A 25,831-nucleotide genomic window follows, 5' to 3' on the forward strand; every position below is an offset into this window, starting at 1 on the left:
GCCCCACCGCCCACCCCCACCCCACCGCAGCCCCCGCCCGCTCCCGATCCGTACCCCGATCCGCGTTCCGACCCGTGTCCTGATCCGTCTCGACCCCGTTCGAACCCCGCACGACCGCGAGGAAGCACCATGACCCTGTTCCCCGGCAGGGACACCGATGTCACCACCGCCGTCGCAGCTCTGCTGGCGAAGTGTCGACTGTCGATACCCCGCAGCTGGATACTCACGGCCCTGGACCACGCGTGGCACGACGAACGACCCGTCGTGGTCCTGCGCCACCAACCCGCCACCCATCCGCGGCCCGGCGGCCCGCACGCCAGCGTCGTCGTCGACCGCACCGACGGCACCCTGCTGGGCTGGACCCGCCTGGAGGGCCCGCGCCCGGGACCGATACCCGGCAGCGAGCAAGCACACGCCGCCGCCGAGGAGTTCTGGCACCACGTGGACCCCCTGCACGCCGAGGGGCTGACCGTGCAGTGGGTCGCACAGCACGACGAGAGCATCGAGACGGCCGGCGGACGCACCGCGTCGGTGAGCGGGATGAGGGTCAACGCGCGTCACATCAACGGGCTTTACACGTGGGCGGTGCTGTCCTCGGACCTGTCGGTGCTCACCTACGAGCGCGATGTGCAATGGGACGAGCGGTTGGCGCGGCGGCGCACCCAGATGTGGCTGCACGATCGATGGCGCGCCGCCGTGGACGGCACCGCTCCCGCGCCCGCCGCTCCGTACGCGCCCGCCCGGCGCTGAGCGCGAGATTCGCCGGGGAGCGGGCAACGTGCCTGCTCACAGGGCCGATAGGGGCCGCGCCCCCGCGCCGACGCGGTGGCCCGCGCGTCGTGGCGCCCTCGCGCGCGCGAGGCGAATCGCCTGTTGGTCCAGACCATTTTGGTACAGACCATTGACCTGTGGTCCAGACCTTTCCTAGTCTCCTGAGACCTGCGGTGGGTCGACGGTGCGGGTCGTCGTCACGCGCAGCGTCCCCGCACGTCCGGAACCAGCTCGAGGAGCCACCTTGAGAACAGGCACCGCACGCCGATCGACCCCCTCCCGGCGCACTCTCGTCGCCATCCTCTCCGCCCTTTTGCTGCCGCTGGCAGCCATGGTCGGCCTGGCGTCCCCCGCGCAGGCCGCCGGCACGACCGCCACGTTCGTCAAGACGTCCGACTGGGGCTCCGGCTTCGGTGGTTCGTGGACCATCAAGAACACCGGAACCGCCGCGATCACGTCGTGGACCCTGGAATGGGACTTCCCCGCCGGCACCGCGACCGGGTCCGCGTGGGACGCCACGGTGACCAAGACCGGCGACCACTACACCGCCAAGAACGTCGGCTGGAACGGCACCGTCGGTCCCGGCGCGTCCGTCAGCTTCGGCTTCAACGGCACCGGTCCCGGCAGTCCGAGTGGCTGCAAGATCAACGGCGGCTCCTGTGACGGGGGTTCGACCCCCGGTGACAACCCGCCGACCGCGCCCGGCACCCCCGTCGCGAGCAACGTGACCGACACCGGCGCCAAGCTCACCTGGACCGCCGCCACCGACGACCACGGCGTCAAGAACTACGACGTCCTGCGCGGCGGCACCAAGATCGCCACCGTCACCGGCCTGACCTACACCGACAGCGGCCTCGCCGCCGGCACCGACTACTCGTACACCGTCGTCGCCCGCGACACCGTCGACCAGACCGGCCCGGCCAGCGCCACCGTCACCGTCCACACCACCGGTGGTGGCGGCGGCCCCGGCGAGCCCGGTGACAAGGTCAAGCTCGGCTACTTCACCGAGTGGGGCATCTACGGCCGCAACTACAACGTGAAGAACATCGTCACGTCCGGCTCCGCGGCCAAGATCACCCACATCAATTACGCCTTCGGCAACGTCCAGGGCGGCAAGTGCACCATCGGCGACTCCTACGCCGACTACGACAAGGCGTTCACCGCGGATCAGAGCGTGAGCGGCGTCGCCGACAACTGGGACCAGCCGCTGCGCGGCAACTTCAACCAGCTGCGCCAGCTCAAGGCCAAGTACCCCAACATCAAGATCCTGTGGTCCTTCGGCGGCTGGACCTGGTCCGGCGGCTTCACCCAGGCCGCGGCCAACCCCACCGCGTTCGCCGATTCCTGCTACAAGCTCGTCGAAGACCCGCGCTGGGCCGACGTGTTCGACGGCATCGACCTCGACTGGGAATACCCCAACGCCTGTGGCCTGACCTGTGACACCAGCGGCGCGGCCGCACTCACCAACGTGCTCTCCGCCACGCGGGCCCGGTTCGGCGCCAACAACCTGGTCACCGCGGCCATCACCGCCGACGCCTCGTCCGCGGGCAAGATGGACGTGGCCGACTACGGTCCCGCGTCCGCGTACGTCGACTGGTACAACGTCATGACGTACGACTTCTTCGGCGCCTGGGCCAACACCGGCCCGACCGCCCCGCACTCGCCGCTGACGTCCTACCCCGGCATCCCGCAGGCGGGCTTCAACACCGCCGACGCGATCGCCAAGCTCAAGACCAAGGGCGTCCCCGACAGCAAGCTCCTGCTCGGCATCGGCTTCTACGGCCGCGGCTGGACCGGAGTGACCCAGGCCGAACCCGGTGGCACCGCCACCGGAGCCGCACCCGGCACCTACGAGGCGGGCATCGAGGACTACAAGGTCCTCAAGAACACGTGCCCGACCACCGGCTCCATCGCCGGCACCGCGTACGCCAAGTGCGGAACCAACTGGTGGAGCTACGACACCCCGGCCACCGTCAACTCCAAGATGAGCTGGACCAAGGCGCAGAACCTGCGCGGCGCGTTCTTCTGGGAGTTCAGCGGCGACACCACCAACGGCGAACTCGCGACCGCCATCAGCAACGGTCTGAGCTAGCCCCACTGCGCGGTCACGAACAGCGGCCGCCTTCACCGCCATCGTGATCGCAAGTCGTGGCCGGGCCCGCCGGGGTGCCCGGCCACGACGCCCCACCCCAAGAACGAGCCCGCCGTCCACCGGCGCGGACGGCGGGCTCCCGGCGTCACCCAAGGTGCCTCGAAGGCGCCACGCTAGGCACCTCGAAGACGCCTCCAAAGGCACCTCGAAGGCCGGCGAGAAACGGCACCACGAAAGCACCGCACCACGAAAGGCGCCACCAAAGCACGGCGCCACCAAAGCACGGCACCACCAAGGGCGGGGCCCAGGCGACAGCAGACGCCTCGAAGCCCCGCCCTTCGTGACGTCCGCCCCCGCTCCGCCCGCGGCCCGAAGCGTAAAGTCGAGGACGTACGGCGACGAACAGGACGGCCGATGCAAAAACCGATCGACATCTGTGCGCACACCGCGACACCCGCCACCCCGACGCCCACCACCGCGACACCCACCACCGCAACGCCCAGGACCCCGACACCCACCACCGCGACCGACACCGCCCCGGCCAACCTCGCGCCCCGCCCCGAACGGCCCGACATCGCCTCCCGCGCCGACCTCGAAGCCCTGCTCCGCCGCTTCTACGGCGCAGCCTTCGCCGACCCCGTGATCGGCGTCTACTTCACCACCATCGCCGGCACCGACCTCGACGCGCACCTACCGCGGATCACCGACTTCTGGGAACGCGCACTCTTTCGCACCGCCGAATACCGCGGCGACGCGTTCGCCGTCCACCACACCCTCGACCGGGCCGCCCCGCTGACCGCGCGCCACTTCGGCCGCTGGGTCCAGCTGTGGCACGCGAGCATCGACGGCCGGCACAGCGGACCACACGCCGAGCGCGCCAAATCCCAAGGCGAGCGCATCGCGCAAGCGCTGCTGCGCCGCCTCGCCGGGCCCGACGCCAAAGCGCAAGCGGGCCCGAGCGGCTTCATCCCGCTCGCGACCCTCGCCCTACGCCGTCACTCCGCCTGATCGCCCTTGCGCTTGAGATAACGCTCGAACTCGGCCGCGATCGCGTCACCCGACGCCTCCGGCAAATCCTCCGTGTCGCGCGCCGCCTCCAGCGAGCGCACGTACTCCGCCACCTCGGTGTCCTCCGACGCCAACTGATCCACCCCGACCTGCCACGCCCGCGCGTCCTCGGGCAACTCGCCCATCGGAATGGACAGGTCCAGGAAATCTTCCAGCTTGGTCAACAACGCCAGCGTGGCCTTGGGCGACGGCGGCTGCGCCACGTAGTGCGGCACCGACGCCCAAAACGTCAACGCCGGCATGCCCGCGTGCGCGCACGCCTCCTGGAACACGCCCACGATGCCCGTCGGGCCCTCGTAGCGCGACTGCTCCAGACCGGTGCTCTGCGCCACCACCGGATCCGACGTCGTCCCGTTCACCGGAACCGGACGCGAATGCGGCGCGTCGCCCAGCATCGCGCCGAGCACCACCACGGTCTCCACACCCAACTCGTGGGCAAAACCCAGCAACTCGTTGCAAAACGATCGCCAGCGCATGTTCGGCTCGATCCCGTGCACCAACACCACGTCACGGCGCGGCTCGGTCAACCGCACCACCGCCAAGCGCGTGGTGGGCCACGTGATCCGACGGGTCTCCCCGTCCAGCCATATCGTCGGGCGATTCACCTGGAAGTCGTAATAGTCCTCGGCGTCGAGCGCCGCGAACACCTCACCCTTCCAGACCCGGTCGAGGTGCTCGATCGCGGCGGAAGCGGCATCTCCCGCGTCGTTCCACCCCTCGAAAGCAGCCACCATGACCGGGTCGATCAGCTCGGGCAGGTCGTCGAGCTCGATCACCCAGTGCCTCCTTCCGGCCGGGGCCGGGATCCGTGCGCCGCGGCACCCGTCCCCGGGGCCGCGAGAGCTGTACGGGAACCACATTACGGGTAGCGGCACCCGCGACCAGACCCGCGACGGCCGACTTCGCCCACAGTGAAATCGCGCCGGCGCCCGGGACCGACGACACCATCACGACCCGACGGCGCGCCCGAGCCGGCCGCAGCCGACCGGGCGACTCCACCACGACCCGACCGCCCACTCCGTGGGCCACGTCACCCACCACCCCACAGGCCCCCGCGAGCGATCCCATTAAGCTGAAACTCTGGCCCGCGCCGGCACACCGGTCGCGGGCAAGCCGACAGCCGTCGCACCCATCGGAGACGCAGCAATGACAGCCACCCCGCAGCAACTTCGCGAAGCCCTCGCCACCCGAGTCGTCGTCGCCGATGGAGCAATGGGCACCATGCTCCAGGCGCAGGACCCGAGCATGGACGACTTCCAAGGCCACGAAGGCTGCAACGAGGTCCTCAACGTCACGCGCCCCGACATCGTCCGCAACGTACACAAGGAATACTTCGACGTCGGCGTCGACTGCGTCGAAACCAACACCTTCGGTACCAACCTCGGCAACCTCGGCGAATACGACATCCAAGACCGCATCTACGAGCTGGCACTGGCCGGCGCGCAGATCGCCCGCGAAGTCGCCGACGGCTACAGCACCCCCGACCGCCCCCGCTGGGTGCTCGGCTCGATCGGCCCCGGCACCAAACTCCCCAGCCTGGGCCACGTGCCCTTCGCCACCCTGCGCGACGCCTTCGAGATCAACGCCGCCGGCCTCATCGACGGCGGCGCGCACGCGCTGCTCATCGAAACCAGTCAGGACCTGCTCCAGACCAAGGCGTCGATCATCGGCTCGCAGCGCGCGCTCAAGAAGGCCGGCATCGACCTGCCGATCTTCGCGCAGGTCACCGTCGAGACCACCGGCGCGATGCTGATGGGCTCCGAGATCGGCGCCGCGCTGACCGCACTCGAACCGCTGGGCATCGACTTCATCGGCCTCAACTGCGCCACCGGCCCGGTCGAGATGAGTGAGCACCTGCGCCACCTCGCCCAGCACGCCGGCATCGGCGTCACCGCGATGCCCAACGCCGGCCTGCCCATCCTCACCAAGGACGGCGCGCACTACCCGCTCAGCCCCGAAGAGCTCGCCGACGCACACGACTCGTTCACCCGCGAATACGGCCTCGCCCTGGTCGGCGGCTGCTGCGGCACCACCCCCGCCCACCTGGCGGCCGTCGTCGAGCGCGTGCGCGGGCGCGAACTCACCCCGCGCAACCCCAAGCACGAACCCGCCGCCGCGTCGCTCTACCAATCGGTGCCCTTCCGCCAGGACCTGTCCTACCTGTCCATCGGCGAGCGCACCAACGCCAACGGCTCCAAGAAGTTCCGCGAAGCCATGCTGGAAGGCCGCTGGGACGACTGCCTCGACATCGCCCGCGACCAGACCCGCGACGGCGCGCACATGCTCGACCTCAACATCGACTACGTCGGCCGCGACGGCGTCGCCGACATGAAGGCCCTCGCCGGCCGACTCGCCACCGCCTCCACGCTGCCGATCATGCTCGACTCCACCGAGCCCGAAGTGCTCGAAGCCGGCCTCGAACTGCTCGGCGGGCGCGCCGTGGTCAACTCGGTCAACTACGAGGACGGCGACGGCCCCACGTCCCGCTTCAACCGCATCATGCCGCTCGTCAAGGAACACGGCGCCGCCGTCGTCGCGCTCACCATCGACGAGGAAGGCCAAGCCCGCACCGCCGAATGGAAAGTCCGAGTCGCCGAGCGCCTGATCACCGCGCTCACCCAGGACTGGGGCATCAAGGTCTCCGACATCGTCATCGACGCCCTGACCTTCCCCATCGGCACCGGCCAAGAGGAAACCCGCCGCGACGGCATCGAGACCATCGACGCCATCCGCGAGATCAAGCGCCGCCACCCCGACGTGCAGACCACCCTCGGCCTGTCCAACGTCTCCTTCGGCCTCAACCCCGCCGCCCGCGTCGTGCTCAACTCGGTCTTCCTCAACGAATGCATCGAAGCCGGCCTCGACTCGGCCATCGTGCACGCCAGCAAAATCCTGCCGATGGCTCGCATCCCCGACGACCAGCGCCGAGTAGCGCTCGACATGGTCTACGACCGCCGGCGCCCCGCCGAAGGCGACGAACCCGCCTACGACCCGCTGTCGGCCTTCCTCGACCTGTTCGAGGGCGTCGACATCAAGTCCGTGCGCGCCACCCGCGCCCAGGAACTCGCCGCGCTCCCACTCGGCGAACGCCTCGAACGCCGCATCATCGACGGCGAACGCGCAGGCCTCGAAGAAGACCTCGACGAAGCCCTCCAAGAGCGCAGCGCACTCGTCATCATCAACGACACCCTGCTCGCCGGCATGAAGGTCGTCGGCGAACTCTTCGGCTCCGGCCAAATGCAACTGCCGTTCGTACTCCAGTCCGCCGAGGTGATGAAAACCGCCGTCGCGCACCTGGAACCGCACATCGAAAAAGTCGAAGGCGAAGACGGCAAGGGCACCATCGTGCTCGCCACCGTCAAGGGCGACGTGCACGACATCGGCAAGAACCTCGTCGACATCATCCTGTCCAACAACGGCTACAACGTCGTCAACATCGGCATCAAGCAGCCCGTCTCGGCCATCCTGGAAGCCGCCGAGGAACACCGCGCCGACGTCATCGGGATGTCCGGCCTCCTGGTCAAATCCACCGTGATCATGAAGGAAAACCTCCAGGAGCTGAACACGCGCGGCCTGGCCACCGGCTACCCCGTCATCCTCGGCGGCGCCGCGCTCACCCGCGCCTACGTCGAGGAAGACCTGTACGACATCTACGCCGGCGAGGTCCGCTACGCCCGCGACGCGTTCGAAGGCCTGCGCCTGATGGACGCGCTCATGGGCGTCAAACGCGGCGTGCCCGGCGCCGCGCTACCCGAACTGCGCCGGCGCAAGGTCGCCCACGTCAAGCTCGTGGAGACCGACCCCGAGGACATGCCCGCACGCTCCGACGTGCGCTTCGACAACCCCGTGCCCACCCCGCCGTTCTGGGGCGACCGGGTCGTCAAGGGCATCCAACTGGGCGACTACGCGTCCTGGCTCGACGAACGCGCCACCTTCATGGGCCAATGGGGCCTCAAGGCCACCCGCGGCGGCGACGGGCCCTCCTACGAGGAACTCGTCGAAACCGAGGGCCGCCCGCGACTGCGCCACTGGCTCGACAAGATCGTCACCGACAACCTCCTCGACGCCGGCGTCGTCTACGGCTACTTCCCGTGCGTGTCCAAAGGCGACGACCTGATCGTCCTGGACGACGCCGGCAACGAGCGCACCCGCTTCACCTTCCCGCGCCAGCGCCGCGACCGGCACCTGTGCCTCGCCGACTTCTTCCGCCCCGAGGAATCCGGCGAAATCGACGTGGTCGGCTTCCAGATCGCCACCATGGGCCCGCGCCTGTCCGACGCCACCGCCAAGCTCTTCGCCGACAACTCCTACCGCGACTACCTCGAACTGCACGGACTGTCCGTACAACTCGCCGAAGCCCTCGCCGAGTACTGGCACGCCCGCGTACGCGCCGAACTCGGCTTCGCCGGCGAAGACCCGGCCGACCTCGACGGCATGCTCAAATTGCACTACCGCGGCGCCCGCTTCTCCCTCGGCTACGGGGCCTGCCCCGACCTCGAAGACCGGGCCAAGATCACCGAACTGCTCAAACCGGAACGCATCGGCGTCGAACTGTCCGAGGAATTCCAACTCCACCCCGAACAGTCCACCGACGCCATCGTGCTGCACCACCCCGACGCGAACTACTTCAACGCCCGCTAGCACCGGGGCCGATCGACGAACAAGACAACGAGGCACATGCTCGGCGACGTCGCACAAACCCTGGCCTGCCCGCACTGCGGCGCGGACCTGGCCGGGGCCGACACCACATTGCGCTGCGTCGCCGGGCACAGCTTCGACATCGCCCGCCAGGGCTACGTCAACCTGCTCACCGGAGAAAGCTCCGTCGGCACCGCCGACACCGCCGCCATGGTCGCCGCCCGCACCGCCTTCCTCGGCGCCGGCCACTACGACCCCATCGGCGACGCGCTCGCCCACGCCTGCGCCAACGACACCCCCGGAACCCTCGTCGACGTCGGCGCCGGCACCGGCCACCACCTCGCCCACGTGCTCAGCGCACTGCCCCACCGCCACGGACTCGCGCTCGACATCTCCAAATACGCCCTGCGCCGCGCCGCCCGCGCCCACCCCCGCATGGGCGCCGCCGCGTGCGACGCCTGGCGCACCCTGCCCGTACGAACCGGCGCCGCCGCCACCGTCCTCAACGTATTCGCGCCCCGCAACCCCGCCGAACTACGCCGCATCGTCGCCGACGACGGCGCGCTCGTCGTGGTCGCGCCCACCCCGCTCCACCTCGCCGAACTCGTCCCGCCGCTGGGCCTGCTCCACGTCGACGCCGACAAAAGCCAACGCATCGACGCCAAACTCGCGCCGTGGTTCACCCTCCGCGAACGGCAAACCCTCACCTTCACCATGAGCCTGGACCACCACGCGATCACCACCGTCGTCGAGATGGGCCCCAGCGCATGGCACACCGACCCCGCCGACCTGCGCGTTCGTATCCAGGCACTGGCCAACCCACTCGCCGTCACCGCGTCGGTCGACGTTTGCGTGTACGACCCCGAACGGCGGTTGCCCAATCCCTGACGCGGTCGGACAATCGAGGACCCGCCACAGCCGAACGGCGGGCAACACCGATGGAGACACGTGCGTGAGGAGTTCCACCCAGACCACCGACCCCACCATTTCCCGACCCGGGGGAGAGGCGGCGACGCTATGACGGCACCGCTGACGACCACGACCGGCTCCGGCTTGGGCCACGAGCTCAAGGCAGTCCTGTTCGACATGGACGGCACCCTGGTCGACACCGAACGCAACTGGTTCGCCACCGAGACGGCCGTGATGGCCGAACTCGGCTTCACACTCACCGCGCAGCACGCCGAACAACTGCTCGGCAGCCCGATGGAGCGTGCCGTCGCCTACCTGCTCGCGGTGTCCGGACTCGACGTCCCACCCGCCGAGATGGAACGCCGGATCAACACCGGCATGGTCGCCCAACTGCGCGACGGCGTGGACCTGCGCCCCGGCGCCAAACGCCTGCTCGCCGAACTCGACGACGCGGGCGTGCCGTGCGCGCTGGTCACCGCGTCACAGCGAGTCATCGTCGACGCGGTGCTGCCCTCGATCGGCGCCCACCACTTCCGCTTCACCATCGCCGGCGACGAGATCGCCCGCACCAAACCGCACCCCGACCCATACCTGACCGCAGCCCGTCGGCTCGACGCCGAACCCCGGTCCTGCGTGGTGATCGAGGACTCGCCCACCGGAATCGCCTCCGGCGAGGCGGCCGGCTGCGCACTGCTCGCAGTGCCCAGCATGACGCCGATCCCCGCCGCGGCCGGCCGCACCGTCGTGGAGTCCCTCGAATCGGTCGACCTGGACTACCTGCGCGACCTCGTGCACGCCCACGCGGCCCTGTGAGCCGCCGGCACCACAACCTTGCACAAACGGGTGGGAGCGGATGAGCCCGAAGGCCCATCCGCTCCCACATTCCCCCGGGCAGCCCCCGCGCTGCCCATCCCCGTGATCTTCCCTACTGCATCCCCCGTGGACATCCCCCGTGTCGAAGCCCCCGCGCCTCGACCCGTATCCCCGTCGGTCCTGTCGACCCCCCGGCGGTGGATTCCCCCGTCCCCGTACCGCCGAGAGGCCTACTGGTCGTGCTCCGCACCCGACCCCCGAAGGGACCGGGCCCCCGTACTACCCCCGTAGTACATCCCCGTGGTTCCCGGTCGCCCGGGCTCCCCGTGTGTTCCTCAAGTCTTTGCCATCGAAGGGGCCAGGGCTTCAGGGAAGTCCCTCGCGTTCTCCGCCACCACGGCACCGGGAGTTCGCACCGGCGAGCATTGCACCACACCGCAGAGTACGGACCCCGAGTCCGCCGCGAGGAGGAAATCGCGAACCCGCTCCTCCCAGGGGACGAGACAACGCCCCCAAGGGGTCAAAACTCGCAGCCCGGGGCCCTACCGTAAGGGCTGTGCGCGCAGTGACCCCCGACCCGGACGCCCCCGCCGGGACCCCAGTTCGACCCGACCCGAGCCCACCCGCGCCGCGGCGCACCCGGGCACGGGCCGGCCTTCGGGGTGTCGTCCACGAACTCGGTCGAGACGTCCACGAACCGTGGCCGCGACCCACCACGCTCGACGTGTGCTTCGTGACCCTGCTGTCGGTGTTCGCCGTCGGCGGCCTGTTCATCCACGAACTCGGCTTCCAGGACGTCCACGAACCCGACGCGTGGGGCGTGCTCCTGGCCGTGCTCACCGCACTACCGCTGCTGTGGCGCGGCGCCCACTCGCTGCGCGTGCTCATCGCCGTCAGCGCCGCCGGCCTCGCGCTCGCCGCAGCCGGCTACGAATCGACCGGGGCCGGCATCGGCCAACTCGTCGCGCTCTACGCGGTCGCCGTCGGCCGCCCCCGCGTGCCCGCCGCATGCGCGCTCGCGTTCGCCGAGACCTCCACCGTCGTATGGCTCATGCTGCGCGACAGCCAGATCGTCTTCCTCGACATCGTCGCCAACCTCGCCGCACTGTTCGCCGTGTGGGCCTTCGCCCGCAGCGTCGGCTTCCGCCGCGCCTACACCGCCGAACTCGAAGCCCGCGCCGAACGTCTGGAGCGCACCCGCGAGGCCGACACCCGGGCCGCCATCGCCGAGGAGCGCGGGCGCATCGCCCGCGAACTGCACGACGTCGTCGCCCACCACGTCTCGGTGATGACCGTCCAGGCGTCCGCCGCACAACGCATGGTCACCCGCAACCCCGACCGGGCCAAGGAGGCCATGGCCGCCGTGGAGCAAACCGGTCGCGGCGCACTCGTGGAAATGCGCCGACTCGTCGGAATCCTGCGCGACACCACCGACGCCGTAGGCGGCCCCAACGAAGGCCACAACGCCCCGCAGCCCGGCCTGGACCAACTCGACACCCTGGTCACCCAAGTCCGCGAGGCCGGCCTCCCCGTCGAACTGTCCCTCGAAGGCGCCCCGTGCGCGCTGCCACCCGGCATCGACCTCGCCGCCTACCGCATCGTCCAGGAAGCCCTCACCAACACCCTCAAGCACGCCGGCCCCGCCGAAGCCCGAGTCCTGCTGCGCTACACCCGCGCCGAACTGCTCGTGCGCGTCGCCGACGACGGCCGCGGCGGCACCACCACACCCACCGGGGACCGCACCGGACACGGCCTGCTCGGCATGCGTGAGAGGGTCTCCCTCTACGGTGGACGCCTGTACGCGGGCCCCAGGGCGCAAGACGGCTTCGAGGTCCTCGCCCGCATCCCGCTGACCACCAACGCCGCAGACCCCCACGACCGCACCGAAACCGCGAGCCCGCCCGACGGCGCCGCTCCCGAACGACTGGAGCAGACCCGCCCATGACGATCCGCGTCATCCTGGTCGACGATCAGCCACTGCTGCGCACCGGCTTCCGGATGATCCTGGAGGCCGAGCCCGACATCGCCGTGGTCGGCGAGGCCGCCGACGGCGAACAGGCCGTCGAACAGGTCCGCGCCCTGCAACCCGACGTCGTGCTGATGGACATCCGCATGCCCCGCATGGACGGCGTCGAGGCCACCCGCCGCATCGCCGGCTCCGGACGCGAGGGCGAGAGCCAGGCCCGGGTGCTCGTGCTCACCACGTTCGACCTCGACGAATACGTGGTCGAGGCGCTGCGCGCGGGCGCCAGCGGCTTCCTGCTCAAGGACGTGCCCGCCGACGACCTCGTCACCGCGATCCGGGTGATCGCCGAGGGCGAGGCACTGCTCGCGCCGAGCATCACCCGGCGCCTGCTCGACATGTACGCGGCCCGACTGCCCTCCGCCGAGGACCCCACCCCCGACACGCTCGCGATGCTCACCGAACGCGAGGTGGAAGTGCTGCGACTGGTCGCCCGCGGGATGTCCAACGCCGAGATCGCCGCCGAGCTGTACGTGAGCGAAACCACGGTCAAGACCCACGTAGGCCACGTACTGACCAAACTCGGCCTGCGCGACCGCGTCCAAGCCGCCGTCTACGCCTACGAAAGCGGCCTGGTCCGCCCCGGCGCGATCTGAGCGAACACCCGCCGCCCTCGAACGCCGGATCCGGGCCGCCGGACATACGCACAGCCGTCCCCGACATATCCACAGCCCGCTTCGGGCCTGGGGGACGGATCAGGCCAAGACCACCTGGATCCGGCGATCGACGACAAACGAACCTAGGCCGAAACGATCGGCAACGGATACACCGGCGGCGTGCCACCGAACTCCGGGCACACCGCACGGTGATCGCACCACCCACACAGCTTCGTCTTCCTCGGCAGCCACTCACCCGTGCGCGTGGCCACATCGATCGCCTGCCACAAAGCCCGCAACTTGCGCTCGACCGCCAGCAACTCCGCCTCGTCGGGGTCGTAACCGATCACATCGCCGCTGCCCAGATAAACCAACTGCAACCGGCGCGGCACCCGCCCGTGTTGGCGCCACAACACCAACGCGTAGAACTTCATCTGAAACAGCGGCTTGTCCTGGAACATCGGCGACGGGGCCTTGCCCGTCTTGTAGTCCACCACCCGCAGGTCACCCGACGGCGCGACGTCGAGCCGGTCCACGATCCCGCGCAGGACCAGACCGTCCGCCAACGTCGTCTCCACGTACAACTCGCGCCGGGCCGGCTCCAGCCGGTTGGGATCCTCCAGCGTGAAATAGCGCTCCACGAGCCGGTCGGCGTCGCGCAACCACGTGCCCAACTCCGTCACGTCCTCGCCGAACAACTCCGCGAGCTCCGGGCGCTGCGCCAACAACGCGTCCCACGCCGGCCGTACCAACGCCACCGCGCGCTCGGGCGTGCGCTCACCACTGGGCAGATCGAACAACTGTTCCAAGACCGTGTGCACCACCGTGCCACGCGTCGCCGCCGCGCTCGGCTTCTCCGGCAACTTGTCGATCACCCGCAGGCGATACAACAGCGGGCACTGCATGAAATCCGCCGCCCGCGACGGTGACAACGACACCGGAGGCCGAGGCACCCGCTCACCCGCCTGCGCGGGAACCCCGACGGCAACGACATCGGCGGCGGGCTCGACAAGGGCTTCGGCAGGACTCCCGGTGGGGCTGACACTCATGCCGCCAACCCTAAGCGCGCCCGGCGACAGCCAAAGCCGCAACGCCCCTGTCAATCGAAGCTACCGCTCAGTAGAGTCCCCGCACCGTCCGTCCCACGCACCCCTTCATCACCACGTTGGAGGCCCCATGCGCGTCCCCACCCGCACCCGGATCCACGCCGCCTGCGCAGTCGCCGGCGGCCTGCTCCTCGCGACCCTCCCGGCACCCGCCCACGCGCACGGCGGAACAGGCGGACACGGCGGACGAACCCCCACCAAAATCACCGTCGGCGACCGCACCTTCATCGCCGACGACAAGGGCCGCGCCACCCAATGGCGCGGCTTCAACATCGGCGACAAAGGACACCGCGGCGCCGACGCCTTCAAGGACGTCACCGAAGAGCAGTTTCGCGACCTGTCCGCACGCGGCTACAACCTCGCCCGCGTGCTCTTCTTCTGGGACGACCTCGAACCACGCCCCGGCCGCTACAACCGCGACTACCTCGCCACGATGAACCGCGTGCTCGGCTGGGCCGCCAAATACCACGTCAAGGTCGTCCTCGACGCCCACCAGGACATCTACGGGCCCTACTTCTCCGACCACCGCGGCAACCCCGAATGGACCACCCGCGACGAAGGCCTGCCCTACGAGAGCGTCCCCGGCGACTGGTTCGCCGAGTACTACACACCCGGCGTCCAAGCCGCCTTCGATCACCTCTACGAGGACCGCGACCTGCAACGCGCGCACGCCGACATGTGGATCAAGGTCGCCGCCACCTTCGGCCGCCACCCCGCCGTCCTGGGCTACGACCTGATGAACGAACCCATGGGCCGCTTCCACGACGGCGAGGACATCCCCACCGCCGCCGCCCGGCTCGAATCCACCCAGATCACCGACACGTGGAACCGCCTCACCGACGCCATCCGCCTCGTCGACCGCCGCAACTGGATCTTCGTCGAACCCACCCCCGTGGTCGGCCTCGGCCTGCCCACCGCGCTCGGCCCGATCACCGACGACAAAGTCGCCTACGCCCCGCACTTCTACGAGAGCGCCATGGAGACCGGCGCCGACTACGACCCCGACAGCACCTTCATCGAGAACTACGAAGCCGCCATCACCGCCTACCCCGCCGCCCACAAGATGCCCGTCGTGGTGGGGGAGTGGGGCCCGCCCGACCAGTCGCTGCCCCACATCCCGCTGTTCTACCGCCGGATGACCGCGAGCATGGACCGCTTCGCGAGCGGCTGGGCCGGCTGGCAATGGTGCAACGGCGGCGGCTACTGCGTCCTCGACGCCCAAGGGCGGATGAAACCCAACAACACACTGCTCGCCCAGCCCTACGCACGCGCCGTCGCCGGCTCACCCGAGAGCTACACCTACGACCTCGACACCCGCACCTACACCCTGACCTTCACCACCCGGCGCACCGCCGAGGGCCCCACCGAAATCGTGCTGCCCCGCGACGTCTACGCCAAGAACCCCCACGTGCGCGTCGACGGCCCCGGCCGCACCCGCACGGACATCCACGACAACACCCTGCGGATCACCCCCACCCGCGACGGCCGCTTCACCGTCACCGTCACACCCCGCTGAACCGACCCCGCAGCGGCGCGAGAGCAACGCCCAGGCACCACACCGACCACCACGCCGCGACGCGCCACGTCACGCCCGCATCATCGCCAAGAAGGCGTGCTCGACATCCGTGCGCGCCAACACCCCATACACCGCGCCGCTCGCCTCCACCACCAGGTACTCGCTCGCCGGCGCCGCCCGCATCGCCAACAGCAAATCCTCGCCCGCCAGATCCGCGCCCACCCGCATCCCCGGCACCAAATCACGCGACAACGGCCCCACCGCCACCCACGGCCGCCGATGCTCCGGCGTCGCCAACACCGCCGCCTCCCGCACCAAACCCACCGGATCCCCACCGCGATCCACCACCACCAAACCGCGCGCACCCTCCTCGTGCGCCCGCCGCAACGCCTCCGACAACGGCACATCCGCCGCCACCGGAATCGCCCGCCGCGTCAACAACCGCACCCGCAACTGCGGCAACCGCTCCCGCAACCGCTCCGCCCGCAACGACTGCACCGCACCCGCCCACATGAAACCGGCCACCAACGCGCCGAAAATCAACGTGTACGTCCGCGCCCCCGCGTCCTCACGCATCGACCACACCGCCGCCGCGACCACCACCACCACCGCAAGCCCGCGCCCCGCCCACGACGCCGCGATCGTGCCCGTCAACGGCCGCCCACTGACCCGCCACACCACCGCACGCAACATCCGCCCACCGTCCAACGGCAGACCCGGCAACAAATTGAACGCCGCCACCAACAAATTCGACACCGCCAGCAACGCGATCATCCGCCCCGCCAACGTGTCCACGTCCAGGGCCAGGCCGATCACCCAGAACAAGCCACCCAGCACCAGCGACAACACCGGCCCCGCCGCCGACACCATGAACTCGTGCCGCGCCGTCTCCGGCTTCTCGATCTCCGAAACCCCACCCAAAAACTGAATGGTGATCCGCCGCACCGGCAACCCCAACCGCAACGCCGTCACCGCATGCGCCAACTCGTGCACCAACACCGACACGTACAACAACACCGCGAACCCGAACGACAACGCGAACCGCCACGGACCCAAGTCCGGAAACAGACTCTCGAACGTCGGCGCGAACAACACCGTGATCACCGCCGCGATCACGAACCACGTCGGAGCGACATACACCGGCACGCCGAACGGGCGCCCCATGAGCAGGCCACGCCTCGGCTCCGGGCGCCGGGCATCGTCCTGCCGCATTCTGCGTCCCTGCGGCCTGCTCGAATCAGTCACGCCCAAGATGCTATGCAACCGAGTCGACGTTTGACCCCCACGCCCCCACAGCGCGCCCCACGCGTCGGAGCGCCGGCCGTGACCGACTAGGCTGACCCCCATGTCCGAACCGACCGGTGCCGCGCGCAGGCGCGGACCATTCCAGGTCGGGGACCAGGTACAGCTGACCGATCCCAAGGGCCGCCACCACACCTTCACCCTCGAAGCGGGCAAGGCGTTCCACACCCACAAGGGCTCGTTTCAACACGACGCGCTGATCGGCGCTCCCGAAGGAACCGTCGTACGGTCCACCGGGAACACCGACTACCTCGCGCTGCGACCTCTGCTCCCCGACTTCGTCCTGTCCATGCCCCGCGGCGCCGCGGTGATCTACCCGAAGGACGCCGGCCAGATCCTCGCGATGGCCGACATCTTCGCCGGCGCCCGCGTCGTCGAGGCCGGCGTCGGCTCCGGAGCGCTCAGCACCTTCCTGCTGCGCGCCGTCGGCGACAGCGGACGGCTCGCCTCCTACGAACGCCGACAGGACTTCGCGGACATCGCCCGCAAGAACGTCGAGCGCTACTTCGGCGGCCCCCATCCCGCGTGGAAACTCACCGTCGGCGACCTCCAGGACGCCCTCGACGAAAACGACGTCGACCGGGTCGTCCTCGACATGCTCGCCCCGTGGGAATGCCTCGAAGCCGTCCACAAGGCGCTCGTCCCCGGCGGCCTGGTCTGCTGCTACGTGGCCACCACCACCCAACTGTCGCGCACCGTCGAGACCATGCGCGTGATGAACTGCTTCACCGAGCCCCAGTCCTTCGAGACGATGGTGCGCTCGTGGCACGTCGAGGGCCTCGCCGTGCGCCCCGACCACCGGATGATCGGCCACACCGGATTCCTCGTCACCGCCCGGCGCCTCGCCGACGGAGTCGAGCCGCCGCTGCGCCGCCGCCGCCCGTCCAAGGGCTCCTACGGAGACGACTACTCCGGCCCCGGCGCGGAAGCCGACGCGACACCCCTCGCCTGATCCCGCCAACGGCAGGCAACAGTTCGTACAAGGCGAGCCGGGACCCTATCCCAGGGCCCGGCTCGCCGCATAGGGTCGTCCACCGTGGCGGACGATGACTTCGACAACCGGCCCGTGCGCGGCGACAGTACCCACGGGATCGCGATCACCGACGGACCACCGAACCTGCCGGCACCACCCAGGATCAGCGCACCCGACGTCCGCAACGGCATCGCCTTCGCGACTGCGGGCATCGTCTTCGTCTTCGTCGCCCTGTCCGGCCTGGTGATATGGGCCGCGGCATCCCTCGACGGCGGTATACCGGGCGTCACCGCGCCCGCCAGGCATCGCCCCGATCAACAGGACCCACCGGCCGCCCCACGCACCATCGAACCGATCACCACCCAAGGGCAGGCAGCGCCGGGAGCCCCGCCGGCCGCGGCGACCCCGCAGACCACCCCGCTCGCCGCGAGCCGCGGCCGACTCGCCGCCGGCCCCACCGAGGCCCAACTCGCCCAGGCGACCTTCCCGCTCGACTGCCCGGGCGTCGCCACCGACCGTGCCCGCGTGCTCACCGACCCCAACGGACCCACCGTGGTCCAAGTGGCCTGCCACGCCGGCTCGGGCAGCCCGCCCGCCGCCCTGCTGGCCTACGACACCGACGAATCGGGCGCGCCGCGCCTGGCCGCCACCCTGCTCGCCGCGGACGAAGGACTCCTGGTGAGCGACGTCACCCGACAGGGCGACACGGTCACCGCGCACACCCTCGGCTGGTCCGACCCGGACGGCCCGCGCTGCTGCCCGGACGTGGACAAAACCATCCGATGGAAGCTGACCCCCACCGGCGCCGACCGAAGCTGACCACCGGCGGGCAACCGCCAAGGCACCGAAACCCCTTCGACCGCGAGGGCATCGGGGCCCGTCGATCGCCAAGGCGCCCGGAAAAGCAACCCGGCGAAACGGAAATCAAATCGCGTCCGGCCCATACACCTCGACGCCGTCGGAAACCCTCCGCATATGGATGCAATCGCCCGGACACTTGCGTGTGGCGTCGATCACTTCCGCGACCAGCGACACCGGAACCGGCACCACCGCACCCGGCTCCACCCGCAGCTCGTCGTCGTCACCCTTGACGTACGCGAGCCCGTCGATGTCCAGCTCGAAGACCTCGCGCGCGAATTGGACGCAGATCCCGTCCCCGGTGCACAGATCCTGGTCGATCCAGACCTCGAGGGGTTCGTTTTCGGCGGACATGCTGCCTCTCGTTTCACCGATTCTCATCAACACGCGACCAACAGACCCTACTCGCGCTTGCTTCCCGACGTGATGAGGTGGGTATCTGATGCGTACAAGCGTGGGGGCATTCGCACGGGTGAAGATCGGACACGCCCGGACAGTCTTGCTGATCAAGGGGTTTCAACCCCTCCTGCCATAGGTAGGGTCGGAGACGTCGCAGCTCCCAGGAGGAGGTGAGGGCCGTGGCAGTCCACGACGACGACATGAACCGTGGTGGGAGGCCGGCTCGGGGTACGGACGACCTCGTAAGCCAGGTTTCTTTTCTAGAGCAGGAAGTCGCCGTCCTGCGTCGCAAGCTCGCCGACTCACCGCGCCAGAGCCGCATGCTCGAGGAGCGGGTCGTCGATCTTCAGACGTCCTTGGCCGGCATGACCACACAGAACGAGCGGCTGGTCGCGACCTTGAGGGAGGCGCGCGATCAGATCGTGGCCCTCAAGGAGGAAGTGGACAGACTCGCCCAACCCCCTTCAGGGTTCGGCGTGTTCCTACAGGCCATCGAGGACGGCACGGCAGACATCTTCACCGGCGGGCGCAAGCTCCGGGTGAACGTCAGCCCCAACATCGAGCTCGAAGAACTCCAGCGTGGCCAGGAGGTCATGCTCAACGAGGCCATGAACGTGGTCGACGCCCTGGAGTTCGAGCGCGTCGGCGACGTCGTGATGCTCAAGGAGCTTCTCGAGGACGGCGAACGCGCCCTGGTGATCGGGCACACGGACGAGGAACGCGTCGTGCGCCTCGCCGAACCGCTGATGGACTCCCCGCTGCGCGCGGGCGACTCGCTCCTGCTCGACTCCCGGTCGGGTTATGTGTACGAGCGCGTTCCCAAGAGTGAAGTCGAAGAACTGGTCCTCGAAGAGGTCCCCGACATCGACTACACGAAGATCGGCGGTCTGCGCAATCAGATCGAGATGATCCGCGACGCGGTGGAACTCCCCTACCTCCACCCCGACCTGTTCAAGGAGCACGAGCTCCGCCCGCCCAAGGGCATCCTGCTCTACGGCCCTCCCGGCTGCGGCAAGACGCTGATCGCCAAGGCCGTCGCGAACTCGCTCGCGAAGAAGGTGGCCGAGGCCCAGGGCAACGAACAGGGCAAGAGCTACTTCCTCAACATCAAGGGCCCCGAGCTCCTCAACAAGTACGTCGGTGAAACCGAGCGGCACATCCGCCTGGTCTTCCAGCGTGCGCGAGAGAAGGCCAGCGAAGGCACACCCGTCATCGTCTTCTTCGACGAGATGGACTCGCTGTTCCGCACCCGAGGGTCGGGCGTCAGCTCGGACGTGGAGAACACCATCGTTCCGCAGCTGCTGTCCGAGATCGACGGCGTGGAAGGCCTCGAGAACGTCATCGTGATCGGCGCCTCGAACCGCGAGGACATGATCGACCCGGCCATCCTGCGACCCGGCCGGCTCGACGTGAAGATCAAGATCGAGCGTCCGGACGCCGAAGCGGCCAAGGACATCTTCGCGAAGTACCTCAAGGTCTCCCTCCCGCTGCACGACGACGATCTCGCCGAGCACGGCGGCAACCGCGCCGCCACGGTCACCGGCATGATCCAGATCGCCGTCGAGCGGATGTACTCGGAGGGCGAGGAGAACCGATTCCTGGAGGTCACCTACGCCAACGGTGACAAGGAGACCCTGTACTTCAAGGACTTCAACTCCGGGGCGATGATCGAGAACATCGTCGGTCGCGCGAAGAAGATGGCGATCAAGGACTACCTGGAGCACCGCCAAAAGGGCATCCGGGTGGCCCACCTGCTCGCCGCGTGCGTCGACGAGTTCAAGGAGAACGAGGACCTGCCCAACACCACGAACCCGGACGACTGGGCGAGGATCTCCGGCAAGAAGGGCGAGCGGATCGTCTACATCCGCACGCTGGTCTCGGGCAAACAGGGCGACGAGGCCGGGCGCTCCATCGACACCGTCGCCAACACCGGTCAGTACCTGTGACCACCGATTGAGCAGAGATCGAGGATCGACGCCGCGGCCCGTGTTCAGGTCGAACACGGGCCGCGGTGCCGCGCAGTGACCGGGTTTTCGCGCGGAGCAATAGTTCCGGCCGTATCCCCAAGGCAATCCATCGGCAATAGGCTCGGCAGCATGACCAGGGTGTACCCGATCGACGGCGAGTGTGGGCCGGGTACCGGCCGGGTGAGGGACGAGGGGGTCGCATGACCGTCCGGCGTGTGATGGGCATTGAAACCGAGTACGGGATCTCCGTACCGGGACATCCGAACGCCAACGCGATGTTGACGTCTTCCCAGATCGTGAACGCGTACGCGGCAGCGATGCAGCGGGCCAGGCGGGCCCGGTGGGACTTCGAGGAGGAGAACCCGCTGCGCGACGCGCGCGGATTCGACCTCGCTCGTGAATTGGCCGACAACAGCCAGCTCACCGACGAGGACGTCGGCCTGGCCAACGTGATCCTGACCAACGGTGCGCGGCTGTACGTCGACCACGCCCACCCGGAGTACAGCGCGCCCGAGACCACCAACCCGCGCGACGCGGTGATCTGGGACAAGGCCGGCGAACGGATCATGGCCGAGGCCGCCCGGCGGGCCGCGGAAGCGCCCGGCGGGCAGCAGATCCTGCTGTACAAGAACAACACCGACAACAAGGGCGCCTCGTACGGCACCCACGAGAACTACCTCATGCAGCGCGCGACGCCGTTCGCCGACATCGTGCGCCACCTGACCCCGTTCTTCGTCTCCCGGCAGGTGATCTGCGGCGCGGGTCGGGTGGGCATCGGCCAGGACGGCTCCGCGCACGGCTTCCAGATCAGTCAGCGCGCCGACTACTTCGAGGTCGAGGTCGGCCTGGAGACCACGCTCAAGCGCCCGATCATCAACACACGCGACGAGCCGCACGCCGACGCCGAGAAGTATCGGCGCCTGCATGTGATCATCGGCGACGCCAACCTGTCCGAGGTCTCCACCTACCTCAAGCTCGGCTCCACCGCGCTGGTCCTGTCGATGATCGAGGACCGCTTCCTCGGCAACGACCTGACCGTGGACCAGCCTGTGCGCACGCTGCACGAGGTGTCGCACGACCCGACCCTCAAGCAGTTGATCACGCTGCGCAACGGCCGTAAGCTCACCGCGATCCAACTCCAGCTCGAATACCTCGAACTGGCTCGCAAGTACGTCGAGAACCGCTTCGGCAAGGACGTCGACGACATCACCGCGGACGTGCTCGATCGCTGGGAGTCGGTGCTCGCCCGTCTCGAAACCGATCCCATGTCGCTCGCGCGCGAGCTGGACTGGGTCGCCAAGCTTCAGCTCCTGGAGGGCTACCGCCAGCGTGACGCCCTCGACTGGGACGCCCCGAGGCTGCACCTGGTCGACCTCCAGTACGCGGACGTACGGCCCGACAAGGGCCTGTACAACAAGCTGGAGGACCGCTTCGAGCGGATCGCCACCGAGGCCGAGGTCCAGCGCGCCGTGCACCTGCCGCCCGAGGACACCCGCGCCTACTTCCGGGGCCGCTGCCTGGAGCAGTACGCCGACGAGGTCGCGGCGGCGTCGTGGGACTCGGTGATCTTCGACGTCGCCGGTCACGACTCGTTGCAGCGCGTGCCCACCCTGGAGCCGCTCCGGGGCACGAAGGCCCATGTGAAGGACCTGCTGGACCGCTGTCGCACAGCCGAGGATTTGGTCCGTGCCCTGACGGGCGGGTGACCTCGCTCGTTCGCGGGAACACAGCGAACGAGCGGACAACTTCCGTTTCCGGAACACGCGCCATCCCGTAGTCGTTGGAACTTACACCCCCGGTCCTTCGGGATCGGGGGTGTGGATCCTTCAGGGATTGGATAAGCACCGGTTCAAGGAAATGATCAGAAGGTGGGGTGGAGCGTCGTGGCCACAAAGGACGGCGGCGGTCAGCAGCGTGCGACTAAACGCTCGGAAGAGGTCGACGAGACCACTACCGAGGCGCAGTCGGACGTTCAGGAACGCCAGGAGAAATTGACGGACGACGTCGATTCGGTATTGGACGAAATCGACGAGGTGCTAGAGGAGAACGCCGAGGAATTCGTGAGGGGATTTGTTCAGAAAGGTGGGGAATAGCACCAAATGTCCGATTTGAAATCGGGCAAGAACTGCCCTGACTGCACGGAATGGAAGCCCGTCGGGGAATACGGGAAAAATGCCTCGAATCCCGACGGGCTCTCGTTTTATTGCCTCGTGTGCAATCGCAGGCGTAGTGCGGAGTCGTATCGCGCCAGGCGGGAGCGCGCGGGATTCAAACTGCGCCCGAAAGTTGATGTTCCCGACGGTTACAAGCGCTGCCCGAAATGCGAACAGATCAAGCCGTATGCCGAGTGGCATAAAAGCAGCCGGCAATACGACGGTCTGGCGGCACGCTGTAAACCGTGTCGCAAGGCCGAGGGTCGGGCCGGATACTTCATGCGCACGTACGGCCTCACCGAGGACGACGTGCGCCGTATGGTCACCGACCAAATGGGCGTATGTCCGATCTGCCAGTCCACCAAGCTGAAGCACGTCGATCATGATCACGAAACCGGTAGGGTCCGAGCCGTACTCTGCTTCAACTGCAATGCCGCACTGGGCATGTTCAAGGATCGACCCGACGCGTTGCGCCGGGCCGCAACCTACGTGGAAGGGATCGTGTGGAAGCCAACACTCGTGGCACCGGGCGTCTACCGGCTGCCTTCCTGACCCCCGGGTCGTCCTCGTTCGCCGAATTTCTCGACGCGTATCGGCCCGAGCTGTTGCCCGCGCGTAGGACGCCTCCGGTGCAGCCGGTGACGATCGAGGCGCCGCACGGCACGACGATCGTGACGGCGACGTTCGCGGGCGGCGTGGTGATGGCCGGCGACCGGCGAGCCACCATGGGCAACCTGATCGCGCAGCGTGACATGGAGAAGGTGTTCCCGGCCGACGACTACTCGGTCGTGGGCATCGCCGGCACCGCCGGGCTCGCGGTCGAGATGATCCGGCTGTTCCAGGTCGAACTCGAACACTACGAGAAGATCGAGGGCACCACGCTGTCCCTCGACGGCAAGGCCAACCGACTGTCGCAGATGATCCGCGGCAACCTCGGGATGGCCATGCAGGGGCTCGCGGTCGTGCCGCTGTTCGCCGGCTTCGACGTCGACGGCGGTAGCGGTCGGATCTTCAGCTACGACATCACCGGCGGTCGCGCCGAGGAGCACGGCTTCCACTCGGTGGGCTCGGGCTCGTTGTTCGCCCGCGGCGCGCTGAAGAAGCTGTACCGCCCCGGCCTCGACGCCGACGGCATCGTCACGGTGTGCGTTCAGGCGCTCTACGACGCGGCCGACGACGACTCGGCCACCGGTGGCCCGGATCTCACTCGGCGGATCTTCCCGACGGTGACCCTGGTGACCGAGGACGGCATTCGCCGGTTGACCTCCGACGAGGTCGGCGACATCGTGCGGGCCGTCGTCGACGCCCGTATGGACGACCCCAACGGCCCGACCGCCCCGCTCACCTGATGCCGTGTCGACGCCCTTGATCAGCTCACACTTCGAGAGGACTCCACGGTGACGACGCCCTTCTATGTGTCGCCGCAGCAGGCCATGGCGGACCGGGCCGACTACGCCCGCAAGGGCATCGCCCGGGGCCGCAGTGTGGTCGTGCTGACCTACGCCGACGGCATCTTGTTCGTGGCGGAGAACTACTCTCGCGCCCTGCACAAGATCAGCGAGATCTACGACCGCATCGCCTTTGCCGCGGTCGGCAAGTACAACGAGTTCGAGAACCTGCGGATCGGCGGTGTGCGCTACGCCGACATCCGCGGCTACTCGTACGCGCGCGACGACGTCACGGCCCGCGGGCTCGCGAACGTGTACGCGCAGACGCTGGGCACGATCTTTTCCAGTGGCGGCGAAAAGCCGTACGAGGTGGAGCTGATCGTCGCCGAGGTGGGCAGCGCGCCCGAGGACGACCAGATCTACCGACTGACCTACGACGGTTCGGTGGCCGACGAGCACAACTACGTCGCGATGGGTGGCAACGTCGACCAGATCACCGAACAGCTCAAGCGCGAGCACCGCGAGGGGCTCACGTTGGAGGCCGCGCTCAAGGTCGCCGTCGACGCGCTCTCGCGCGACGGCGTCGGCGAGAAGCGCACGATCACGGCCGCGCAACTCGAGGTCGCGATCCTGGATCGCAACCGGAGTCAGCAGCGCAAGTTCAAGCGGCTGGTGGGCGGTCAGCTGACCCGCCTGCTCGGCGAGTCGGAGCCGGCTGCCGAGGGCGGCGACGACGGGGTCGCGGCGCAGACGTCCGAGGGCGCGACCCCGGGCACGCCCGCGAGTTCGCCGCCGCCGAGCACGCCTTCGGTCACACCGGAGGACACCGAGGAGTAGTTTCCTGGCGTCGATACAGGGCCCGCGCACCGTCTGGGTGTGCGGGCCCTGACGCGTTCAGGCGCCGATGTCGGTCGGTGTGGTGGGCGGGGGCGCGGTCGAGCCGCGCAGGCGCAGTTCGCCGCGCACCACGACGTCGGGGCCGGCGTCGCCGGTGTCGAGCAGGTCGAGCAGGGCCGCCATGCCGCGCGCGCCCAGTTCGATCGCGGGCAGGCGCACGGTGGTCAGTTCGGGTTCGACCACGCGGGCGTAGCGGGTGTCGTCGAAGCCGGTGATCGACACGTCCTGCGGCACGCGCAGTCCGAGCGCGCGGGCCGCCTTGTATCCGCCGACGGCCTGGAGGTCGTCGTCGCACACGAGCACGGTCGGCCGCGCGGGCGAGGCGAGCAGCGGCAGGGCGGCCTCGCGCGCCTCGTCCAGGC

At 68.9% G+C, this 25,831-nt stretch carries 22 protein-coding genes; 17 read left to right on the forward strand and 5 right to left on the reverse strand.

The genetic code is table 11. The annotated features are described in order from the left end of the window. The first annotated feature begins 129 nt into the window (after window positions 1–129). The 3 genes from GT354_RS03435 (at window position 130) to GT354_RS03450 (ending at window position 3,871) form a co-directional block, all read left to right on the forward strand. Window positions 130–750 carry a hypothetical protein gene (locus tag GT354_RS03435; RefSeq protein WP_161354663.1) on the forward strand — a complete coding sequence of 207 codons (621 nt, stop codon included), beginning with the start codon at window positions 130–132 and terminating at the stop codon, window positions 748–750. 265 nt (window positions 751–1,015) lie between these two features. Next, window positions 1,016–2,863: a glycoside hydrolase family 18 chitinase gene (locus GT354_RS03440; protein ID WP_237534338.1), complete on the forward strand. Its 1,848-nt coding sequence runs from the start codon at window positions 1,016–1,018 to the stop codon at window positions 2,861–2,863. 414 nt (window positions 2,864–3,277) lie between these two features. Beyond that, the gene (locus tag GT354_RS03450; protein ID WP_237534339.1) at window positions 3,278–3,871 is read left to right on the forward strand and encodes a group III truncated hemoglobin; all 594 of its coding nucleotides are present in this window, start codon (window positions 3,278–3,280) and stop codon (window positions 3,869–3,871) included. Here GT354_RS03450 and GT354_RS03455 read toward each other — a convergent pair. Beyond that, window positions 3,859–4,707 carry a PAC2 family protein gene (locus GT354_RS03455; RefSeq protein WP_161354664.1) on the reverse strand — a complete coding sequence of 283 codons (849 nt, stop codon included), beginning with the start codon at window positions 4,705–4,707 and terminating at the stop codon, window positions 3,859–3,861. The genes GT354_RS03450 and GT354_RS03455 overlap by 13 nt on opposite strands. Window positions 4,708–5,077: 370 nt before the next feature. Here GT354_RS03455 and metH point away from each other — a divergent pair, with 370 nt between their 5' ends. From metH to GT354_RS03480, 5 genes are all read left to right on the forward strand, one after another. After that, a complete protein-coding gene (metH, locus tag GT354_RS03460; RefSeq protein WP_161354665.1) occupies window positions 5,078–8,572 on the forward strand; it encodes a methionine synthase in 3,495 nt (1,164 codons plus the stop codon). A 36-nt stretch (window positions 8,573–8,608) separates the two neighbouring features. Beyond that, window positions 8,609–9,457, forward strand: coding sequence for a putative RNA methyltransferase (locus tag GT354_RS03465; RefSeq protein WP_161354666.1), 849 nt, complete (start codon window positions 8,609–8,611; stop codon window positions 9,455–9,457). Between the two features lie 129 nt (window positions 9,458–9,586). Next, entirely contained in the window at window positions 9,587–10,291 is a 705-nt protein-coding gene (locus GT354_RS03470; protein WP_161354667.1) for an HAD family phosphatase, read from the forward strand. A gap of 556 nt (window positions 10,292–10,847) precedes the next feature. Further along, the gene (locus GT354_RS56330) at window positions 10,848–12,236 is read left to right on the forward strand and encodes a sensor histidine kinase (protein ID WP_202511479.1); all 1,389 of its coding nucleotides are present in this window, start codon (window positions 10,848–10,850) and stop codon (window positions 12,234–12,236) included. Then, window positions 12,233–12,910 carry a response regulator transcription factor gene (locus GT354_RS03480; protein WP_161354668.1) on the forward strand — a complete coding sequence of 226 codons (678 nt, stop codon included), beginning with the start codon at window positions 12,233–12,235 and terminating at the stop codon, window positions 12,908–12,910. Before GT354_RS56330 ends, GT354_RS03480 begins: the two co-directional genes overlap by 4 nt. Window positions 12,911–13,053: 143 nt before the next feature. On the opposite strand, the gene GT354_RS03485 is transcribed toward GT354_RS03480, so the two are convergent. Beyond that, window positions 13,054–13,959, reverse strand: a complete 906-nt coding sequence (locus GT354_RS03485; protein WP_161354669.1) for a RecB family exonuclease — start codon at window positions 13,957–13,959, stop codon at window positions 13,054–13,056. Between the two features lie 127 nt (window positions 13,960–14,086). Between GT354_RS03485 and GT354_RS03490 the strand changes: the two genes are divergently transcribed. Then, complete coding sequence (locus tag GT354_RS03490) at window positions 14,087–15,532, forward strand: cellulase family glycosylhydrolase (RefSeq protein ID WP_161354670.1); 1,446 nt, start codon at window positions 14,087–14,089, stop codon at window positions 15,530–15,532. 69 nt (window positions 15,533–15,601) lie between these two features. On the opposite strand, the gene GT354_RS03495 is transcribed toward GT354_RS03490, so the two are convergent. Beyond that, a complete protein-coding gene (locus GT354_RS03495) occupies window positions 15,602–16,777 on the reverse strand; it encodes a site-2 protease family protein (RefSeq protein WP_346011829.1) in 1,176 nt (391 codons plus the stop codon). A 100-nt stretch (window positions 16,778–16,877) separates the two neighbouring features. On the opposite strand from GT354_RS03495, the gene GT354_RS03500 reads away from it, so the two are divergent. Both GT354_RS03500 and GT354_RS03505 read left to right on the forward strand, forming a co-directional pair. After that, window positions 16,878–17,786 (forward strand): tRNA (adenine-N1)-methyltransferase, encoded by a 909-nt coding sequence (locus tag GT354_RS03500; protein WP_161354671.1) that lies wholly within the window; start codon window positions 16,878–16,880, stop codon window positions 17,784–17,786. Window positions 17,787–17,870: 84 nt separating this feature from the next. Beyond that, the gene (locus GT354_RS03505; protein WP_161354672.1) at window positions 17,871–18,626 is read left to right on the forward strand and encodes a hypothetical protein; all 756 of its coding nucleotides are present in this window, start codon (window positions 17,871–17,873) and stop codon (window positions 18,624–18,626) included. A gap of 105 nt (window positions 18,627–18,731) precedes the next feature. On the opposite strand, the gene GT354_RS03510 is transcribed toward GT354_RS03505, so the two are convergent. Further along, complete coding sequence (locus GT354_RS03510) at window positions 18,732–19,019, reverse strand: ferredoxin (protein ID WP_161354673.1); 288 nt, start codon at window positions 19,017–19,019, stop codon at window positions 18,732–18,734. Between the two features lie 224 nt (window positions 19,020–19,243). Here GT354_RS03510 and arc point away from each other — a divergent pair, with 224 nt between their 5' ends. The 6 genes from arc (at window position 19,244) to prcA (ending at window position 25,409) form a co-directional block, all read left to right on the forward strand. Continuing rightward, a complete protein-coding gene (gene arc / locus GT354_RS03515) occupies window positions 19,244–21,010 on the forward strand; it encodes a proteasome ATPase (protein ID WP_161354674.1) in 1,767 nt (588 codons plus the stop codon). Window positions 21,011–21,231: 221 nt separating this feature from the next. Next, on the forward strand, window positions 21,232–22,737 hold the full coding sequence (gene dop, locus GT354_RS03520; RefSeq protein WP_161354675.1) for a depupylase/deamidase Dop: 1,506 nt from the start codon (window positions 21,232–21,234) through the stop codon (window positions 22,735–22,737). Window positions 22,738–22,914: 177 nt separating this feature from the next. Next, window positions 22,915–23,124, forward strand: coding sequence for a ubiquitin-like protein Pup (locus GT354_RS03525; RefSeq protein WP_161354676.1), 210 nt, complete (start codon window positions 22,915–22,917; stop codon window positions 23,122–23,124). A 6-nt stretch (window positions 23,125–23,130) separates the two neighbouring features. Continuing rightward, window positions 23,131–23,736, forward strand: coding sequence for an endonuclease VII domain-containing protein (locus tag GT354_RS03530; RefSeq protein ID WP_161354677.1), 606 nt, complete (start codon window positions 23,131–23,133; stop codon window positions 23,734–23,736). After that, window positions 23,688–24,533 (forward strand): proteasome subunit beta, encoded by an 846-nt coding sequence (gene prcB, locus GT354_RS03535; RefSeq protein WP_161354678.1) that lies wholly within the window; start codon window positions 23,688–23,690, stop codon window positions 24,531–24,533. The genes GT354_RS03530 and prcB overlap by 49 nt, the downstream gene beginning before the upstream one ends. A 48-nt stretch (window positions 24,534–24,581) precedes the next feature. Further along, window positions 24,582–25,409, forward strand: coding sequence for a proteasome subunit alpha (gene prcA, locus GT354_RS03540; RefSeq protein WP_161354679.1), 828 nt, complete (start codon window positions 24,582–24,584; stop codon window positions 25,407–25,409). Between the two features lie 57 nt (window positions 25,410–25,466). Here prcA and GT354_RS03545 read toward each other — a convergent pair. Further along, on the reverse strand, window positions 25,467–25,831 hold a 365-nt coding region (locus GT354_RS03545; RefSeq protein ID WP_161354680.1), incomplete at its 5' end, for a substrate-binding domain-containing protein.

The sequence above is a fragment of the Streptomyces sp. SID3343 genome, from assembly GCF_009865215.1.
GTDB lineage: Bacteria > Actinomycetota > Actinomycetes > Streptomycetales > Streptomycetaceae > Embleya.

What these genes read in the sequence shown, in the direction of transcription:
- GT354_RS03435 (WP_161354663.1), top strand. Translation starts at nt 130, where the DNA reads ATGACCCTGTTCCCCGGCAGGGACACCGATGTCACCACCGCCGTCGCA.
- GT354_RS03470 (WP_161354667.1), top strand. Translation starts at nt 9,587, where the DNA reads ATGACGGCACCGCTGACGACCACGACCGGCTCCGGCTTGGGCCACGAG.
- GT354_RS03490 (WP_161354670.1), top strand. Translation starts at nt 14,087, where the DNA reads ATGCGCGTCCCCACCCGCACCCGGATCCACGCCGCCTGCGCAGTCGCC.
- GT354_RS03450 (WP_237534339.1), top strand. Translation starts at nt 3,278, where the DNA reads ATGCAAAAACCGATCGACATCTGTGCGCACACCGCGACACCCGCCACC.
- metH (WP_161354665.1), top strand. Translation starts at nt 5,078, where the DNA reads ATGACAGCCACCCCGCAGCAACTTCGCGAAGCCCTCGCCACCCGAGTC.
- GT354_RS03485 (WP_161354669.1), bottom strand. Translation starts at nt 13,959, where the DNA reads ATGAGTGTCAGCCCCACCGGGAGTCCTGCCGAAGCCCTTGTCGAGCCC.
- GT354_RS03530 (WP_161354677.1), top strand. Translation starts at nt 23,131, where the DNA reads ATGTCCGATTTGAAATCGGGCAAGAACTGCCCTGACTGCACGGAATGG.
- GT354_RS03480 (WP_161354668.1), top strand. Translation starts at nt 12,233, where the DNA reads ATGACGATCCGCGTCATCCTGGTCGACGATCAGCCACTGCTGCGCACC.
- GT354_RS03500 (WP_161354671.1), top strand. Translation starts at nt 16,878, where the DNA reads ATGTCCGAACCGACCGGTGCCGCGCGCAGGCGCGGACCATTCCAGGTC.
- dop (WP_161354675.1), top strand. Translation starts at nt 21,232, where the DNA reads ATGACCGTCCGGCGTGTGATGGGCATTGAAACCGAGTACGGGATCTCC.
- GT354_RS03465 (WP_161354666.1), top strand. Translation starts at nt 8,609, where the DNA reads ATGCTCGGCGACGTCGCACAAACCCTGGCCTGCCCGCACTGCGGCGCG.
- GT354_RS03510 (WP_161354673.1), bottom strand. Translation starts at nt 19,019, where the DNA reads ATGTCCGCCGAAAACGAACCCCTCGAGGTCTGGATCGACCAGGATCTG.